The sequence below is a fragment of the Cellvibrio sp. ARAG 10.3 genome (assembly GCF_051846955.1).
In the GTDB taxonomy this organism is placed as follows: domain Bacteria; phylum Pseudomonadota; class Gammaproteobacteria; order Pseudomonadales; family Cellvibrionaceae; genus Cellvibrio.
In genome coordinates, this window is record NZ_JBPYCU010000007.1 from 1 (window position 1) to 15,579 (window position 15,579).

12 protein-coding genes are annotated in these 15,579 nt (G+C 54.3%); 3 read left to right on the top strand and 9 right to left on the bottom strand.

Features of this window, described 5'->3' with window-relative positions:
- Nucleotides 1-99: 99 nt before the first annotated feature.
- Nucleotides 100-735 (bottom strand): cAMP-activated global transcriptional regulator CRP, encoded by a 636-nt coding sequence (gene crp / locus ACSV5M_RS10485; protein WP_439176094.1) that lies wholly within the window; start codon nt 733-735, stop codon nt 100-102.
- A 259-nt stretch (nt 736-994) separates the two neighbouring features.
- Between crp and ACSV5M_RS10490 the strand changes: the two genes are divergently transcribed.
- Nucleotides 995-1,417, top strand: coding sequence for an OsmC family protein (locus ACSV5M_RS10490; protein WP_439176096.1), 423 nt, complete (start codon nt 995-997; stop codon nt 1,415-1,417).
- Between the two features lie 19 nt (nt 1,418-1,436).
- Here ACSV5M_RS10490 and ACSV5M_RS10495 read toward each other — a convergent pair whose 3' ends face one another.
- Together ACSV5M_RS10495 and coq7 are read right to left on the bottom strand one after the other, a co-directional pair.
- A complete protein-coding gene (locus ACSV5M_RS10495) occupies nt 1,437-2,153 on the bottom strand; it encodes a hypothetical protein (RefSeq protein ID WP_439176098.1) in 717 nt (238 codons plus the stop codon).
- A 93-nt stretch (nt 2,154-2,246) separates the two neighbouring features.
- Complete coding sequence (gene coq7, locus ACSV5M_RS10500) at nt 2,247-2,894, bottom strand: 2-polyprenyl-3-methyl-6-methoxy-1,4-benzoquinone monooxygenase (protein ID WP_439176100.1); 648 nt, start codon at nt 2,892-2,894, stop codon at nt 2,247-2,249.
- 172 nt (nt 2,895-3,066) lie between these two features.
- Between coq7 and ACSV5M_RS10505 the strand changes: the two genes are divergently transcribed.
- Nucleotides 3,067-5,745, top strand: coding sequence for a glycoside hydrolase family 3 C-terminal domain-containing protein (locus ACSV5M_RS10505; RefSeq protein ID WP_439176102.1), 2,679 nt, complete (start codon nt 3,067-3,069; stop codon nt 5,743-5,745).
- 67 nt (nt 5,746-5,812) lie between these two features.
- The gene (locus ACSV5M_RS10510; RefSeq protein ID WP_439176104.1) at nt 5,813-7,294 is read left to right on the top strand and encodes an AAA family ATPase; all 1,482 of its coding nucleotides are present in this window, start codon (nt 5,813-5,815) and stop codon (nt 7,292-7,294) included.
- A gap of 211 nt (nt 7,295-7,505) precedes the next feature.
- Here the strand turns inward: ACSV5M_RS10510 and uca are convergent, their stop codons facing one another.
- The 6 genes from uca to ACSV5M_RS10540 all read right to left on the bottom strand — a co-directional run bounded on the left by uca (nt 7,506) and on the right by ACSV5M_RS10540 (nt 15,563).
- Nucleotides 7,506-11,120, bottom strand: a complete 3,615-nt coding sequence (uca, locus tag ACSV5M_RS10515; RefSeq protein WP_439176106.1) for an urea carboxylase — start codon at nt 11,118-11,120, stop codon at nt 7,506-7,508.
- Between the two features lie 79 nt (nt 11,121-11,199).
- The gene (locus ACSV5M_RS10520) at nt 11,200-11,838 is read right to left on the bottom strand and encodes an urea amidolyase associated protein UAAP2 (RefSeq protein WP_439176108.1); all 639 of its coding nucleotides are present in this window, start codon (nt 11,836-11,838) and stop codon (nt 11,200-11,202) included.
- Nucleotides 11,839-11,997: 159 nt separating this feature from the next.
- Nucleotides 11,998-12,708, bottom strand: coding sequence for an urea amidolyase associated protein UAAP1 (locus ACSV5M_RS10525; protein WP_439176110.1), 711 nt, complete (start codon nt 12,706-12,708; stop codon nt 11,998-12,000).
- A gap of 8 nt (nt 12,709-12,716) precedes the next feature.
- Nucleotides 12,717-13,493, bottom strand: coding sequence for an ABC transporter ATP-binding protein (locus tag ACSV5M_RS10530; RefSeq protein ID WP_439176112.1), 777 nt, complete (start codon nt 13,491-13,493; stop codon nt 12,717-12,719).
- On the bottom strand, nt 13,490-14,311 hold the full coding sequence (locus ACSV5M_RS10535) for an ABC transporter permease (RefSeq protein WP_439176114.1): 822 nt from the start codon (nt 14,309-14,311) through the stop codon (nt 13,490-13,492). The genes ACSV5M_RS10530 and ACSV5M_RS10535 overlap by 4 nt, the downstream gene beginning before the upstream one ends.
- Before the next feature lie 208 nt (nt 14,312-14,519).
- Nucleotides 14,520-15,563 (bottom strand): putative urea ABC transporter substrate-binding protein, encoded by a 1,044-nt coding sequence (locus ACSV5M_RS10540; protein ID WP_439176116.1) that lies wholly within the window; start codon nt 15,561-15,563, stop codon nt 14,520-14,522.
- Nucleotides 15,564-15,579: the final 16 nt, after the last annotated feature.

Below are 15,579 nucleotides of genomic sequence, written 5' to 3' on the forward strand. Positions count from 1 at the left end.
CCCTGTAGCTCCTTCAAGTCGTCCCTGACTTGAAGGTTTCGAAACAACAGGCCTAACGCCAAACTCGCATTGTGCGAGCATTGCGGACTGTATAAATCTTTAACGGGTCCCGTAAACCACCATAGTCTTGCCTTTCACCAGCACCAACCCCTGATCTTCAAGAGTCTTCAGTACACGGCCAACCATCTCGCGAGAACAACCCACAATACGGCCGATCTCCTGGCGGGTAATCTTGATCTGCATACCATCCGGGTGAGTCATCGCATCCGGCTCTTTGCATAAATCCAGCAAGGTGCGGGCTACGCGACCGGTCACATCGAGGAACGCAAGATCACCCACTTTGCGCGTGGTGGCGCGCAGGCGGCGGGCCATCTGGCTGCCGAGGGCGAAGAGAAATTCAGGGTGGGATTCGGAGATTTCCTGGAACTTGGCGTAGCTGATTTCGGCTACTTCGCATTCCGACTTGGCGCGGACCCAGGCACTGCGGGAATCTTTTTCGTCAAACAGGCCCATCTCGCCGAAGAAGTCGCCGTCGTTGAGATAGGCAACGATCATCTCGCGGCCTTCATCATCTTCAATCAATACGGTGACCGAACCTTTGACGATGTAATAAAGGGAATCGCTTTTGTCGCCCGCGTAAATGATAGTGCTCTTGGCGGGATAACGGCGACGGTGACAATGGCTTAAAAACTCATCCACATTCTTAATGTGCGGCGTTAATGAGACGGCGACCAAGTTGGGCTCCTAGTTTACTTTATAGGATTTATCAGGTTGATATGGCGCGCATTATGACCAGAAACGAAAATGCGTACCAGTCGATGCGGAGCCGGACTCTAAACTTTGTGATGCAGTTATAAGCCTAGAGTCCGTCGTTGTCTATAGAAAGTTTAACTCAGCGCCGCATGTGTTGATTTTGGTGACATTGACGCATTAGCGCGGGCCTCTGTGATAACCTTGCGGCCCGGAAAACTCCAGAATCAGTAAGGGTTGGAATATGCATGCAACAGTGAAATGGGTAGATGGTGCGCAGTTTATTGGTGAATCGGGCAGTGGTCATTCGGTGGTGATGGACGGCCCGCCAGACCATGGTGGTCGGAATCTGGGTGTGCGCCCGATGGAGATGTTGCTCTTGGGTTTGGGTGGTTGTTCGTCGTTTGATGTGATGAGTATTCTCACCAAGGCGCGCCAGGCGGTAACGGATTGTCGTGTTGAGCTGGAAGCTGAGCGGGCCGAGGGTATTCCGTCGCCGTTCACCAAGATCCATATGCAGTTCATTGTCACCGGGAAGGATTTGAAAGAGACGCAGGTCAAGCGGGCGGTAGAACTGTCGGCAACCAAATACTGTTCGGCCTCGATCATGCTGGAAGCGGCTGGCGTTGAGATTACCCACAGTTACGAAATCCATTCGGCGGATTAAACCAGTCAGTCTGGGAGTGCTATTCCAGGCTGATACCGCCCTCCGGAATGCGTTGGCGCAATTCCCGGGTGAGCGCCGGCACCAACTGACGGTGGCGTGGATGCAGGTGCACATACGCCGATTGACGAAACAGGGTGCCGGCGTGGTAGATCGGATTCGGTAGAGGCATCTCTGCCAGGATGCGTTTAACGGATGCCTCTGAGATGATCAGCGCATCAATACGGCCGGCACTTAACATCTTTATCCCGATCTCGCTGGTCACCAGGCCTTGCGCATCGCGCTGGCGCTCGGGCGTCAGCAGGCTTTTGGTGGCGGCGGAGCCCTGCATATAACCCAGCCGGTATTTGCCACTGTTCAGTTCACTGAGGTTATCGATGCGAACGTCCGGCTGATAGCTCCATATCTGCAAATCTGCGCTGGCCACGACCACGTTCACCCGAATGAGTGGTGATTCAGGCGCGCTCGCCAGGTAATGAAAATCCCGTGCACATTCTCCGTCGCTCACGCCGTGATTGGCATCCTGTATCGAGCGCAGGGTGGGGCGATGCTGCATCACAAAGTCATACCCCAGGGCGGCAAATGCCTCGCGGTAGATGGCATCCAGCTTGATGAAGTGAGCGGAATGAGGTGGTAGCCAGCAGGAAAAAGTAATACGCGGCGTCCCGGCATGACCGCCGGCCATGTAGGCAAGTACCAGGCTTGCCAGCCACCAGCGAAGTGAGCGGGTGATAAACATGATCAACATCTTTATGTGTTATGGATTTACCGAAGTCTAGCACCTGACGCCAGATAAACACGGATGCGGTCCTGCGAATAAAGGGGTAAGAACTCAGATGCGGTAACTGCTGAAGGTCATGGCTTTGGATACCAGGGTCATCACTACCTTTACGGGCGCGGGAAAGTCCATACCGCCAGCCGCCAAGGCCGCATCGGCGTGGCGCGCTTCGTCTTCCAGCATCTGTTCCACCACCGCGCGACTTTTGAAATCTTCGACAGGCAATTTGGCGAGATGGTTATTTAAATGTCGGCAGACTTGATCTTCAGTGGCGGCCACAAAACCGAGGCTGACACGATCGCTCACCAGGCCGGCACCGGCACCAATGGCAAAAGACAAACCGTACCAGAGCGGATTCAGGTAACTGGTATGGCTACCTAACTCATCAATCCGTTGCTGGCACCACACCAGGTGGTCAACTTCCTCGGCGGCAGCCTTTTCCATTTCCTGGCGTACATCGGGCAGTTTCGCAGTCAGGGCCTGCCCCTGGTAGAGCGCCTGGGCGCAGACTTCACCGGCGTGATTGACGCGCATCAATCCGGCGGCGTGGCGCTTCTCTTGTTCATTGAGTTCCCTGTTGGGCAGCCTGGTGGCAGGGGAAGGGCGCTCGGCGGTCAGGTCACTGGCGCCTGCCAGCGTGCGCAGTGCGCGGTCGGCTTGCACAATCAAACGATCAACGAAGCTGAGCTGGATTCCGGGCATGGCATGAGTCTCGTGTGGTGAGCAGAAAACCTCTGCATTGTAACGAATAAGTCTGGCCCGGGCAGCCGGGAATTTGGCCGTGGGGGTTACATGCCTTGTATGCAAGCAAGCCAATAGTTATAGTCTGAAAAACAATAAAGCCCTGATCGCTGGCCCGTGAGGAAACATGACCATGAATATCCGGCAGCTCCACTATTCGTTTCTCTTTGGATTGCTTCTTCTGGGCGGTGCCGTGCAAGCCGCGCCTGAGCCGCCTACGGAACAACCCATCTACCGCGACACCCAGCGTTCATTCGAAGAGAGGGCTGCCGATCTGGTAGCGCATATGACGCTGGAAGAAAAGATCGGGCAGATGATGAACAACACTCCCGCCATTCCACGCCTGGATGTGCCTGCCTATGAGTGGTGGAACGAGGCCCTGCACGGTGTTGCGCGCGCCGGGTCGGCGACGGTGTTTCCCCAGGCCATTGGGTTGGCGGCTACGTTCGATCCGCAGTTGATGGGCGAGGTTGCGGAAGTGATTGGCAATGAAGGGCGGGCCAAGCACCACGAGTTCGCCAGTCGCGGCTTGCGCCTGCGCTATCAGGGGCTGACCTTCTGGTCGCCCAATATCAATATCTTTCGCGATCCCCGCTGGGGGCGTGGCCAGGAAACCTACGGCGAAGATCCCTTTCTGACGTCGCAGATGGGCGTGGCTTTTGTTAAAGGCTTGCAGGGCGAACATCCGAAGTATCACAAGGTAGATGCAACGGCCAAACACTTTGCGGTGCACAGCGGGCCGGAGGCAGATCGCCACTATTTTGATGTGCATCCCAGTGAACGGGATCTCTACGAAACTTACCTGCCGGCCTTTCGCGCGCTGGTGCAGGATGCGCAGGTAGCCTCGGTCATGGGTGCTTACAACCGGGTATACGGCGAGTCCGCCTCCGCCAGTCAGCGCCTGCTGATTGATATCCTGCGTAAGGACTGGGGCTTTGATGGTTATGTGGTCTCCGATTGCGACTCCATCGAGGACATCTACCGCTACCACAAGATCGTCTCCACCCCGGAGGCGGCAGCCGCGCTCGGTGTTAAAAAGGGTACTGAGTTAAATTGCGGCAGAACCTATGAAGCCTTGCTCGGTGCCGTCAAGCAAGATCTGATCAGCGAAGCGGAGATTGACGCGGCCTTGACCCGTCTGATGTACACCCGTTTTCGGCTGGGTATGTTTGACCCGGCTGAACAGGTGCCATTTGCGCAAATTCCCTATTCGGTAAACCAGGCACCGGCGCACGACCAACTGGCGCGCCGGGCGGCGCAATCCTCAATGGTGTTGCTGAAAAACACCGGTGCGCTGCCGCTCGCCAAAGACATCGGCACCCTCGCGGTTATTGGCCCGACGGCTGACGATGTTATGGCGCTGCTGGGCAATTACTACGGCACGCCCGCCGCACCGGTGACCGTATTGCAGGGCATTCGTGCTGCTGTTTCTCCGAACACCAAGGTGCTCTATGCGCGCGGCGCTGATCTGGTACAGGGGCGCGAAGAGCCGCGCGCTGCGCCGGTCATTGAACCGGCATTTTTACGGCCTGCCGCCGATGCGAAGCAGCAGGGACTACAGGCGGAATATTTTCGCGGTATGGAATTGCAGGGCAAACCGGTGCTGAGCCGCATCGATCCCCGGGTCGCTTTTCGCTGGGATCGCGGTTCGCCTACCGATGATCTGGTCGCGCGCGGTGAACTGGATATGGCGCAAGGTCTGGCGGGCGATGGTTTCAGTGTGCGCTGGACGGGCGAGTTGATGCCGCCCGTCACTGGCCGTTACGAAATCAGTGTGGGCGCTAACGATGGCTTCCGGTTGTCCCTGGATGGCAAAACCCTTATCGATGCCTGGCAACTGGCCGAGCGCGTGCATAGCAAAAGCGTCTTTGTCGAGCTGGAAGCGGGTAAAGCTTATCCCATCACCCTTGAATATTTTGAAGATGCCCGCGATGCCGAGGTGCGTCTGGCTTGGCGGATGCCCGGTGCAAAATCTCCCTATGAAGAAGCTATGGCCGCCGCGCAGGCAGCCGAGGTTATTGTATTCGTTGGTGGCCTGACCGGTGACGTGGAAGGCGAAGAGATGAAGGTGAACTATCCCGGTTTTGCCGGTGGTGATCGCACGGACCTTCGTCTTCCGGCGCCGCAACAAAAATTGCTGGAAGCGCTACACGCAACGGGCAAGCCTGTGGTGCTCGTGCTGACCAGCGGTTCTGCACTGGCGGTGGATTGGGCCCAGGAAAAACTGCCCGCGATCCTGCTGGCCTGGTACCCCGGCCAACGCGGTGGTAGCGCCGTCGCCGATGTGTTGTTCGGGGATGTGAATCCCGCAGGCCGTTTGCCGGTTACCTTTTATAAAGCCGACGAAAAACTCCCGCCTTTCGACGACTACGCCATGAAAGGACGCACCTACCGTTACTTTACCGGAGAGCCTCTGTATCCCTTCGGCCATGGGTTGTCCTACACCCGTTTCCAATATTCCGGATTAACGCTGGATAATCGCAAGCCCGCGTTAGAGGACGAGGTGAGCGTGTCGGTGCAGGTAAAAAATACCGGCAAGCGTGCGGGTGACGAAGTGGTGCAACTCTATGTTCACCCGCTGGACCCCCAACGTGAACGTGCTCGGCAAGAATTGCGTGGCGTGGCGCGGGTAAACCTGCAACCGGGTGAGACACAGCGAGTGAGTTTTACGCTCAAACCGGCCCGTGATTTTACCCACTACGATGACCGGAAAAATACCTACGCGGTTGATCCCGGTCGTTATGAAATCCAGGTGGGTGCGTCCAGCCAGGATGTGCGGCAACGCCAAACCCTGACCGTAACTGCTCCCTAACAGGGATTGCAGTTTTAACGGCTTCATTGCATGCTTGCGCGCTGATCGTGTTGCTGAGGACGCTAGCGTGCAAGATGCCAATGAACTGAAACACATACTCGATTCTCGCATTCCCCTGGTGGTGATCGAGACCTTCGAAGAAAAAAAAGCGCTGGATGTGTTGCTGCGCGTGGCGAACAAACACAGCAAGGATTTGTATCGCTGGTCAGTGACTGACGGACTCGCGCGCATGAGCTTCGGCCCGCAACTGGTGCCGCGTGGCAGTGAGCACAATGGTGCCGAAGAGGCGCTGAAACATATCAAAAGCCAGACTCAGCCGGGCATCTACGCGCTGTGCGACCTGCACCCGTTTCTGGAAGATCAGCCGAACGTGGTGCGCTTGCTGAAAGACATCGCCCTCAATCATTTTGCGGTACCGCACACGCTGGTGTTTCTAAGTTATCAATTGCGTTTGCCACCGGAATTATCGCGCTACAGCGTTTCCTATTCACTGAGTTTGCCCACCGACGACAAACTCATGGAGATTATTCGCGAAGAAGCCAAAGACTGGTCTGACCGCCATGCCGGTGCACGGGTAAAAACCGACAACCTCACCCTGAAAAAACTCGTCAGCAATTTACAGGGCATGAGCGTGAGCGATGCGCGGCGGTTGGTGCGCGGCGCCATCTGGAACGACGGCGCCTTGAGTGAAGAGGATTTGCCGCGTATCAACAAAGCCAAGTTCGCACTGCTGGATATGGAAGGGGTGATGAACTTTGAACCGCAAACGGAAAACTTTTCGCAAGTGGGCGGTTTGCATAATTTAAAACGCTGGTTGATGGCGCGCCGCGAAGCATTTTGTAGCGACGACAGCAATCTGGACCGACCCAAAGGTATTTTGCTGCTCGGTGTGCAAGGCGGTGGTAAAAGTTTGGCCGCCAAAGCCGTGGCGAGCTTGTGGGGCATTGCCTTGTTGCGGCTGGATGTGGGTGCGCTCTACAACAAATACCACGGTGAAACCGAACGCAATCTGCGCGAAGCCTTGAAGCTGGCAGATGCGATGTCGCCCTGCGTTTTATGGCTCGATGAAATTGAAAAAGGCATGAGCCAGGGCAGCAGCGACAACGGCACCTCGCAACGTTTGCTGGGCACACTCTTGACCTGGATGGCCGAGCGCCGCACGCGCGTGTTTATTGTGACCACCAGTAACGACATCAGCCAATTGCCGCCGGAATTGATTCGCAAAGGACGCCTGGATGAAATCTTTTTTGTCGATCTGCCAGATGCAGAGGTGCGCAAGGATATCTTTGCGATTCATTTGAATAAACGTAATTGCCTTGCGGATCAGTTCGACCTGCAACAGCTGTCGGTGGCAAGTGAAGGGTTTTCCGGTTCTGAGATTGAGCAGGCGATTGTGGCGGCCTTGTATAACGCGGCGTCGCAAGGCAAAGCGGTGGATACGCAATTGTTGTTGCAGGAAATTGCGTCCACCAGTCCCTTGTCGGTGGTGATGGCGGAGCAAATTAATCAGCTGCGTCATTGGGCGGCGGATCGTACGATTCCGGCTTGATGGGTTGTCGGATTACGATGGCACATGGGTTGTCTGTATTGCTTCGGCGAGAGATGTCGGATTACGCCGCTGGGCGGCTAATCCGACCTACATGTCGCAGAGATGGCCGAACTCGTAGGTCGGATTAGCGCAGCGTAATCCGACACCAGACTCGCAAACGGCACTATCCATTACAACTTCGCATAACCTTTTCATCCACACATTTTCGTTTTTACTCCACACCCTCCATCACCACTAACGTCTGCCCCGCTTGTACACGCGAACCTTCCGTTTTCAACACGTGCACGACCTTACCCGCGCAGGGCGCGGTGATGTTGATCTCCATCTTCATCGACTCAAGGATCAACAACACATCGCCCGCATTAACAACCTGGCCGGGTTGAATCTGGGTTTGCCAAACACTGCCGGAGACAGAACTATCCACACAAATAGCGTCGTCGGGAATATCGCTCGCGGCAGTTTCTTCAACAACCTCCGCCTGCTCATAATTAAACTGCCCATTGGCATGCCAGCGTGCTAACTCTTCATCAAACGCCTGTTCGCGTTGCTGTGTAAACGCGGCGATGTCTTGCGCGTTTTGCTCAAGAAACGCTTCGTATTCTTTCAAGCTGAAGTGGCTTTCTTCAATCCGCAAGGCATAGCGACCCTGCGGAAAATCACGGCGAATATCCTGTAGTTCCGCGTTGGACACTTCATAAAAACGAATCTGGTCAAAGAAGCGCAGCAGCCAGGGTTCGGCAAATTCTTTGGTTTGGCGATAACGGTTCCACATCTGCAAAGTGCGCCCGACAAATTGATAACCGCCGGGACCTTCCATGCCATACACACACAGATAAGAGCCGCCGATGCCGACAGAGTTTTCCGCCGTCCAGGTGCGGGCTGGATTGTATTTGGTGGTTACCAGCCGATGGCGTGGATCAGTCGGCGTCGCCACGGGCGCACCGAGATAAACATCGCCGAGGCCCATCACCAGATAGGACGCACTAAACAAAATGTCTTTTACGTTCTGAATGGAATCCAGCCCATTGATGCGTCGGATAAATTCCAGATTGCTGGGACACCAGGGCGCGTTAGCGCGCACGGACTGCATGTATTTTTGAATAGCCTGCTGGCAGGCTTCATCATCCCAACTCAGGGGTAAATATACGATGCGCGAGGGCACGCTTAATTCGGCGAGCTGTTGTGCAAGCTCGTGCTCGCCGCGCTGCAGGTGAGCCAGCAATTGTTCCAGCGACAGGACTTGACTGTCGTAATGAACCTGCAAGGAACGAATTCCCGGCGTGAGTTCGCGCAAGCCGGGCAGGGAATTTTTTTGCAACCATTGCATCAGGGCGTGGGCGCGAAAACGCAGTTTAATATCCAGTTCCAGTGGGCCATATTCCACCAACAGGAAGTGATCGCCGGCCACGCGGTACACAATATCTTCGCCGCAGGTGTCTGCGCTCAGTCGCGCCACAATAGGCGAGGGCAGTTCCGTCACGGCGACTGAAGGCGCGAGCGATTGATCTGCAAGATTCTGCAAATTTTTTTTCTGTGCGGCTTCGATAGCAACAGCGGCATCGACGCTAACAGGAATAAAACGAATCTTATCGCCCGCACGCAATTGACCGAGTTTCCACAAGTCAGCGGTAATCACCGTGGCCGGGCAAACAAATCCGCCGAGCGATGGTCCATCGGGGCCGAGGATCACCGGCATATCGCCGGTAAAATCCACCGTACCGAAAGCGTAAGCGTTGTCGTGAATATTCGACGGGTGCATACCGGCTTCGCCGCCGGAGGTGCGCGCCCATTGTGGTTTGGGTCCGATCAGGCGCACGCCGGTGCGGCTGGAGTTGTAATGCACTTCCCAGTCGTGATTAAAGAATTGTTGAACATCCTCGTCGGTAAAAAAATCCGGCGCACCATGTGGGCCATAGATAACGCGCACCTGCCATTGATTGGTGATCACCGGTTTTAACGCATCGGGGCATGGCGTGATAGATTCACGGCTTTGGCAATGGTTTTTATCCAGCGCCAGGACATCACCAGCGCGTAACGCGCGCCCATTGTGACCACCGAATTGGCCCAGCGTAAAGGTGGCCTTGGCCGCGAGATAATCCGGACATTGAATCCCGCCCGCCACACATAAATACGCGCGTGCACCTTGTTCCGTAATTCGGCCTAACTGTAACTGTTGACCGGCAGCGACATTGATCACGTCATAAATCGCAAGCGGTTGGCCATCCAGTTTTGCTTCAATGGCTGCACCGGTTAATACGATGGTGGTCGCACAACTGAATTTCAGCGTCGGGCCCTGCAGGGTAATCTCCAAACCGGCGGCGGTGTCGCTGTTGTTTAACAAGCGGTTGCCGAGGCGAAATGAATAATTATCGAAGGGGCCGGAGGTGGGCACGCCCACATGCCAGTAACCACAGCGGCCCGGATAATCCTGGATCGTGGTTTGGGTGCCGCCCTGAATCACGTCAATGCGGGCGGGTTGATAAACGAACTGATTGAGGTAACGCGTGGTCATCTTCCCGCTGCGCAAGGTTTCATCGTGCAAGAGTGCGCGCAGATAGCCGAGGTTGGTTTCAATCCCGTACAAACTGGACGCCTCCAGTGTGTCAGCGAGTTTTTTTAACGCGGCCTCGCGCGATGTATCGTGCACAATCACCTTGGCCAGCATGGGATCAAAATATGCTGGTACGTCAATACCACTTTCAATCCAGTGATCGATACGCACACCCGTTTGGGTTGCAGGCCAGATAACCTGGCTGAGTAAGCCGGCGCAGGGTTGAAAATTTTGTGCGGGGTCTTCGGCATAAACACGCACTTGAATAGCGTGGCCTTTACCGGTCAACTGATTGCGTAATGCAACGATATCGCCCAGTTCATCCGCCGCCTGGCGCAGCATCCACTCCACCAGATCCACGCCCCAGACTTCTTCCGTTACGCCGTGCTCAACTTGCAGACGCGTGTTGACTTCCAGGAAATAAAATTTTTCTTCCTGCGCGTCGTAGATAAATTCTACGGTGCCCGCATTGCGATAATTCACCGATGCCAGCAGTTGCTCAGCGGTGCGTTGCATGGCCGCCCGCTGTGCTTCAGGCAGGTTCGGTGCCGGGCATTCTTCAACCACTTTTTGATTGCGACGCTGGCTGGAACAATCGCGCTCGCCGATGGCGACGGCCTTGCCTTTACCATCGCCGAAGATCTGTACTTCGATATGACGCGCGGCGGCAATAAATTTTTCCAGGAACACGCCGTCATCGGCGAAGTTGTTTGCTCCCAGCCGTTTCACGCTATCAAACGCGTTGACTAATTCAGTTTCGCTTTGACACAGCTGCATGCCAATGCCACCACCACCTGCAGTGCTTTTCAACATTACGGGGTAACCGATAGCCGCAGCAGCCTGTTTCGCGTCGTTGATGTCTTTTAACAAATCGGTGCCGGGACACAAGGGCACGCTCGCGGCTTGAGCCAGTTCCCGCGCTTTGTGTTTTAAACCGAAGGTTACCATCTGCTCTGCCGTGGGGCCGATAAACACCAGACCAGCCGCTTCGCATTCCGCAACGAAGCTGGCGTTTTCGCTTAAGAAACCGTAACCGGGATGAATAGCTTGCGCACCGCTTTGTTGCGCGACAGCCAGGATTTTCTTGCGGTCCAGGTAAGTGTGTGCCGCTGCCCCTTCGCCCAGGCAAAAGGCTTCATCGGCAAGGCGAACATGCAGGGAATCGCGATCGGATTCTGCATAGACAGCCACGGATTGAATATTGAGTTTTTTTAACGTGCGGATAATGCGAACAGCGATAGCACCACGATTGGCGATTAATACCTTGGTAAACATGTCAGCTCCAGCGGGCCGTCCCGCAGGGTTTTCTTACGACAGTGGTCGTCCACTGAAGAGGCAGTTTTTTAGACGGCTTCTAATTCCACACCAACACTTCGATGGGCGTCGGGTTGTAACCATTGCAGGGGTTGTTCAGTTGCGGGCAATTGGAAATCAACATGACGATATCCATCTTCGCGGTCAGCTCAACATATTTTCCCGGTGCTGAAATACCGTCGGCAAAAGTCAAGCCGCCGTCGCTGGTAACCGGCACATTCATAAAAAAATTGATGTTGTGGGTAATATCGCGCTTGCTGATGCGAAATTCCGGATGCTCGGCAATGGCGAGCATCCAGCTGTCGCGGCAGGCGTGCATGCATCGTTTTTCCAGGCTGTAGCGCACCGTATTGCTTTCTGTTGCACAGGCGCCGCCCAGGGTATCGTGACGGCCACAGGTATCGGCCACGATCTCCAGCATCTCACGGTTGTTGTTGGAGATTAATTTGCTACCGCCACTGAGATACACATTTCCCTGGGTGCGAATCGTATCTGTCGCACTATAACGTTCGCTGGGATTCTGCGCGTTATAAAACAACACATCCGCTGCCTGGTTACCTTCAAGATCCACCAGTCGCAGCGTTTGCCCCTGTTTAATTTCTCCCAAAAAATAATCCCCCGCGCCGACCCAATGGCGCGCAGCGGCCTGTTCCGGATTGCGTTGACTTTCAATCAGCATAATTAATGCTCCGACAATAATTTTATTTTCAAACGACGATGTACTTGCGTTGGCCAACAATGTCGGATTACGCCTTTGGCTAATCCGACCTACAGGCATGACTTTCGTGTTCCAGTAGGTCGCATTAGGCGCAAAAGCGCCATAATCCGACAACAATTTTTACAAGTAGTACAAATGGTTATTCATAAAGCCGCGCTGGTTTTCCGGCCGAAAATTTTTGCAATAATCGTCATCGGCAACCGGATCAGCTTTACCTAATTCAATACTCACCGCTTTAAAGGGATAATGTTCGGCGTTATCCAACGGATGCGGACACGTATGCAGTACCACCAGCGTATCCATCTCAAAACGCAAGGTAACCTGCTGGCCGGGTTTGCGCGCGCTGGCGTCGAGCTGAATATTGCCCGCATCATCACTCACTACTTTGCTGAACCAATTAATATTGGCTGCCATATCGGCCGGGCCTAAGCCGTATTTGGCCAATTCCACCAGAAAGGCATCGTAGCCATTTTGCAGCCAGTCGTTGCGTTGGGTTTGGTAATCGCGTTTGCCCCATTTCTTTTCAACCAAGGCGGCGTTGCTGTTACCGCACACGGTATCGTGCCAGTGGCTATCGTCTTCGATGATCGACGCAAAAATTCGGCCCATATCGGAATACAAACAATTGCCCCGCTGCAATTTAAAGGTGTGTTGACACTTCAAGGTGTCCGGCGCGTTGTAGCGCTCCAGCAAATTACGCGGGTTATAAAACAGCATGCCCACGTTAGCGCCACCGTCGATGTCGGTCAGGCGCATCATTGAACCGCGTCGCATGTCCAGTGACCAGTGAGCATTGCCGGGTAATTGGGTGGTGTAAATAATCTCACTCATGGCTAGCGTTATTCCTGTTCTGTTATGGCTTGCAAATCTTTGGGTACAACAACTTTTTGTCGGGTGATGGGTAAGTCATAGGTAATATTGGCGCCGTAGGCAGTGGGGGCTTGGTTGTCACGGCGCAGTTTGTCGAACACCCACAAACGTGTGCCGAGATAAAAACCTTCACTTAAATCGTGGGTCACCATAAACACGGTCAGCTGATGTTCCTGCCAGAGTTTTAATACCAGCTGATGCATATCTGCACGAATGCCCGGATCAAGCGCGCCAAAGGGTTCATCCAGTAACAAAATGCGTGGCCGGCGGATCAGTGCCTGGGCAATGGCGAGCCGCTGTTTCATACCGCCGGATAATTCATGGGGGTAACGTTGTAATGCCGGGGTTAAACCGACAGTGTCGATCAATGCCTTGGCTTCATCTTCCACCCGGCGTTTTGCGCTGCCGAATAATTTTCCTAACCAGCGCGACTGTTCAAATTCCCGTGCAAGCACAACGTTTTGCAGTACGGTCAGGTGTGGAAACACCGAATACTGCTGAAACACAATGCCGCGCGATTGATCCGGCTCATTGGGGATGGGTTTTCCATCTAACAATAATTCGCCGGAAGAGGGCGATTCCATTCCCAGTAGCATCTTCAGAAAGGTGCTTTTGCCGCACCCGGATGTGCCGACCATGGTGATAAATTCACCGGCATTAACGCGCACGTTCATGCGCTCCAGCACAACGTTATCGCCATACTGTTTCCACAGGTTTTTTGCTTCAATCATCGGAGCCTGTTTCATTTTCCGGCCTCCTGGTGGTGCCAGGTAAAGCAGCGTTTGCTGATGCGGTCGAGCAACCAATCGAGTAAAAAGGCCAGCAGCGTTATCCAGGCGACATAGGGCAAAATGACATCCATGGACATATAACGGCGTACTAAAAAGATGCGGTAACCCAGGCCGTCGGTAGAGGCAATGGCTTCCGCCGCAATTAAAAACAGCCAGGCGGTACACAGGGATAGACGCACCGAGCTGATCAAGCGCGGCAACATTTGTGGAATCAATACCCGCACCAGAATGTGCCAGCTCGAAGCGCCCAGCGTCTGCGCTTTTACCAGTTGTTCCAGCGGAATTTCCTGGGTGCTGCGTTGGATATCCCGCGCAATAAAGGGCGCAACGCCGATCACAATCAGCGCGACTTTAGACAGTTCGCCCAAACCGAACACAATAAACAGCACCGGTAAGATCGCCATGGGCGGAATCAGCGAGATCACGGTTAACAAAGGCGCCAGCGGTGCATAAACCGTTGGAATAGCGCCGGTCAAGATGCCCAGTGAAAAACCGATTAACGCCGCAATGCCCATCCCCAATGCCAGCCGCTGTAAACTGCTTAAGGTATCCTGCCAAAATAAATACTCACCAGTACGTTTGCTCTCTTCAAATGCGAGATTGTTGATGGCATTGCCCATTTGCGCAAAACTCGGCAGCAATTTATCGCTGGGGTTTTCTGCCAGGCGCGCATCCGAGGCAATCAGGTAAATCAGCAGGATAAGTGCAAAAGGCAGGATGCCCAGCAAGAGCCTGGCAGGTTTGGTGGGCGTCAGGTTAATCAGCCGTTTCATAAAAATCCTGTGAATGTGCCGTTGGGGTCTCGTTTTAAAAAACGTGTCGTGTTGGTCTTTATGTAGGTCGGATTAGCGCAGCGTAATCCGACACTGACCTTCAACAGTTGCAAATTTTTTATTGTGGGTAACGCGATTTGGCGAGTCCGTGTTTTTAACACTTGTATTGTCGGATTACGCTGCGCTAATCCGACCTACGTTTGCCCGATTACAACTTGCCGTCGGCGGCCATTTGCATATAAGTGGTGTCGAAGCGCAGTTTGATATTTTTCTTATTGCCGTACACACCTTGCGGGCCTTCAACGCCGATGAAGGTGGCATCCGGTGCGCCTTCGCCGAGCAGGCCATGTTCGAAGGAAAACTCGGCCACTTTTTTCATGGTGCCCAGCAATTCATCACTGTTCACTAAAGCCAATGCGTCGGCAGGTTTGTAGAACATCTTGGTGCTGGCCAATTGCGCTTCATAACCCGCCAGGTCTGTGCCGGACGCAACCGCCATAGCCGTGCGCGCCGCAATACCGGCTTTGTCTTGTGCGCTCATCACGCCCATGATTTCATACCAGGCGCCGACCAGGGCTTTACCCAAGGCAGGGTTCTTTTTCAGGGTGTCGGTATTGATGATCAACAAGTCCATGATCTCGCCGGGAATTTGCGACGAATCAAACACTTTGGTGCTGTTGGGTTGGGAAAGGATTTCGCTAAGTAGTGGATTCCAGGTCGTTACAGCAGTGACATCTTTGGTGCCGTAAACCGCCACCATATCCGCGTCTGATGTGTTAACCACTTTGATATCGGATTCTTTCAAACCGACGGTTTCCAAACCGCGCGCCAGCAGGTAGTGGGATACGCTCAGTTCCACCAGGTTAACGTTTTGGCCTTTGATATCTTTCAGGGTTTTGTTCGCGCCTTTTAACACCACGCCGTCGTTGCCGTTAGAAAAATCACCCACGATCAGGGCGGTGCTATCAACGCCGCCCGCTGCCGGAATCGTCAGCGCGTCCATATTGGTCATGCTGCAGGCGTCGAATTGGCCAGCGGTGTATTGGTTGATGGATTCGATGTAATCGTTAATCTGGGTGACTTCGATCTCGATGCCGTATTTCTTCGCCCATTTATCGATAATTTTTTGATCGGCGCCGTAGCCCCAAGGCATCCAGCCGACGTAGATAGACCAACAGATCTTGAATGGCTCTGCCGCGGCGGCAGAGGTTGAAAGAAGTAGCGCGATGATAAGAGTGGTCAGGCGCGACATGGCAAACCTCCAGTGG

What these genes read in the sequence shown, in the direction of transcription:
- ACSV5M_RS10490 (WP_439176096.1), top strand. Translation starts at nt 995, where the DNA reads ATGCATGCAACAGTGAAATGGGTAGATGGTGCGCAGTTTATTGGTGAA.
- ACSV5M_RS10495 (WP_439176098.1), bottom strand. Translation starts at nt 2,153, where the DNA reads ATGTTTATCACCCGCTCACTTCGCTGGTGGCTGGCAAGCCTGGTACTT.
- coq7 (WP_439176100.1), bottom strand. Translation starts at nt 2,894, where the DNA reads ATGCCCGGAATCCAGCTCAGCTTCGTTGATCGTTTGATTGTGCAAGCC.
- ACSV5M_RS10505 (WP_439176102.1), top strand. Translation starts at nt 3,067, where the DNA reads ATGAATATCCGGCAGCTCCACTATTCGTTTCTCTTTGGATTGCTTCTT.
- uca (WP_439176106.1), bottom strand. Translation starts at nt 11,120, where the DNA reads ATGTTTACCAAGGTATTAATCGCCAATCGTGGTGCTATCGCTGTTCGC.
- ACSV5M_RS10520 (WP_439176108.1), bottom strand. Translation starts at nt 11,838, where the DNA reads ATGCTGATTGAAAGTCAACGCAATCCGGAACAGGCCGCTGCGCGCCAT.
- ACSV5M_RS10525 (WP_439176110.1), bottom strand. Translation starts at nt 12,708, where the DNA reads ATGAGTGAGATTATTTACACCACCCAATTACCCGGCAATGCTCACTGG.
- ACSV5M_RS10530 (WP_439176112.1), bottom strand. Translation starts at nt 13,493, where the DNA reads ATGAAACAGGCTCCGATGATTGAAGCAAAAAACCTGTGGAAACAGTAT.
- ACSV5M_RS10535 (WP_439176114.1), bottom strand. Translation starts at nt 14,311, where the DNA reads ATGAAACGGCTGATTAACCTGACGCCCACCAAACCTGCCAGGCTCTTG.
- ACSV5M_RS10540 (WP_439176116.1), bottom strand. Translation starts at nt 15,563, where the DNA reads ATGTCGCGCCTGACCACTCTTATCATCGCGCTACTTCTTTCAACCTCT.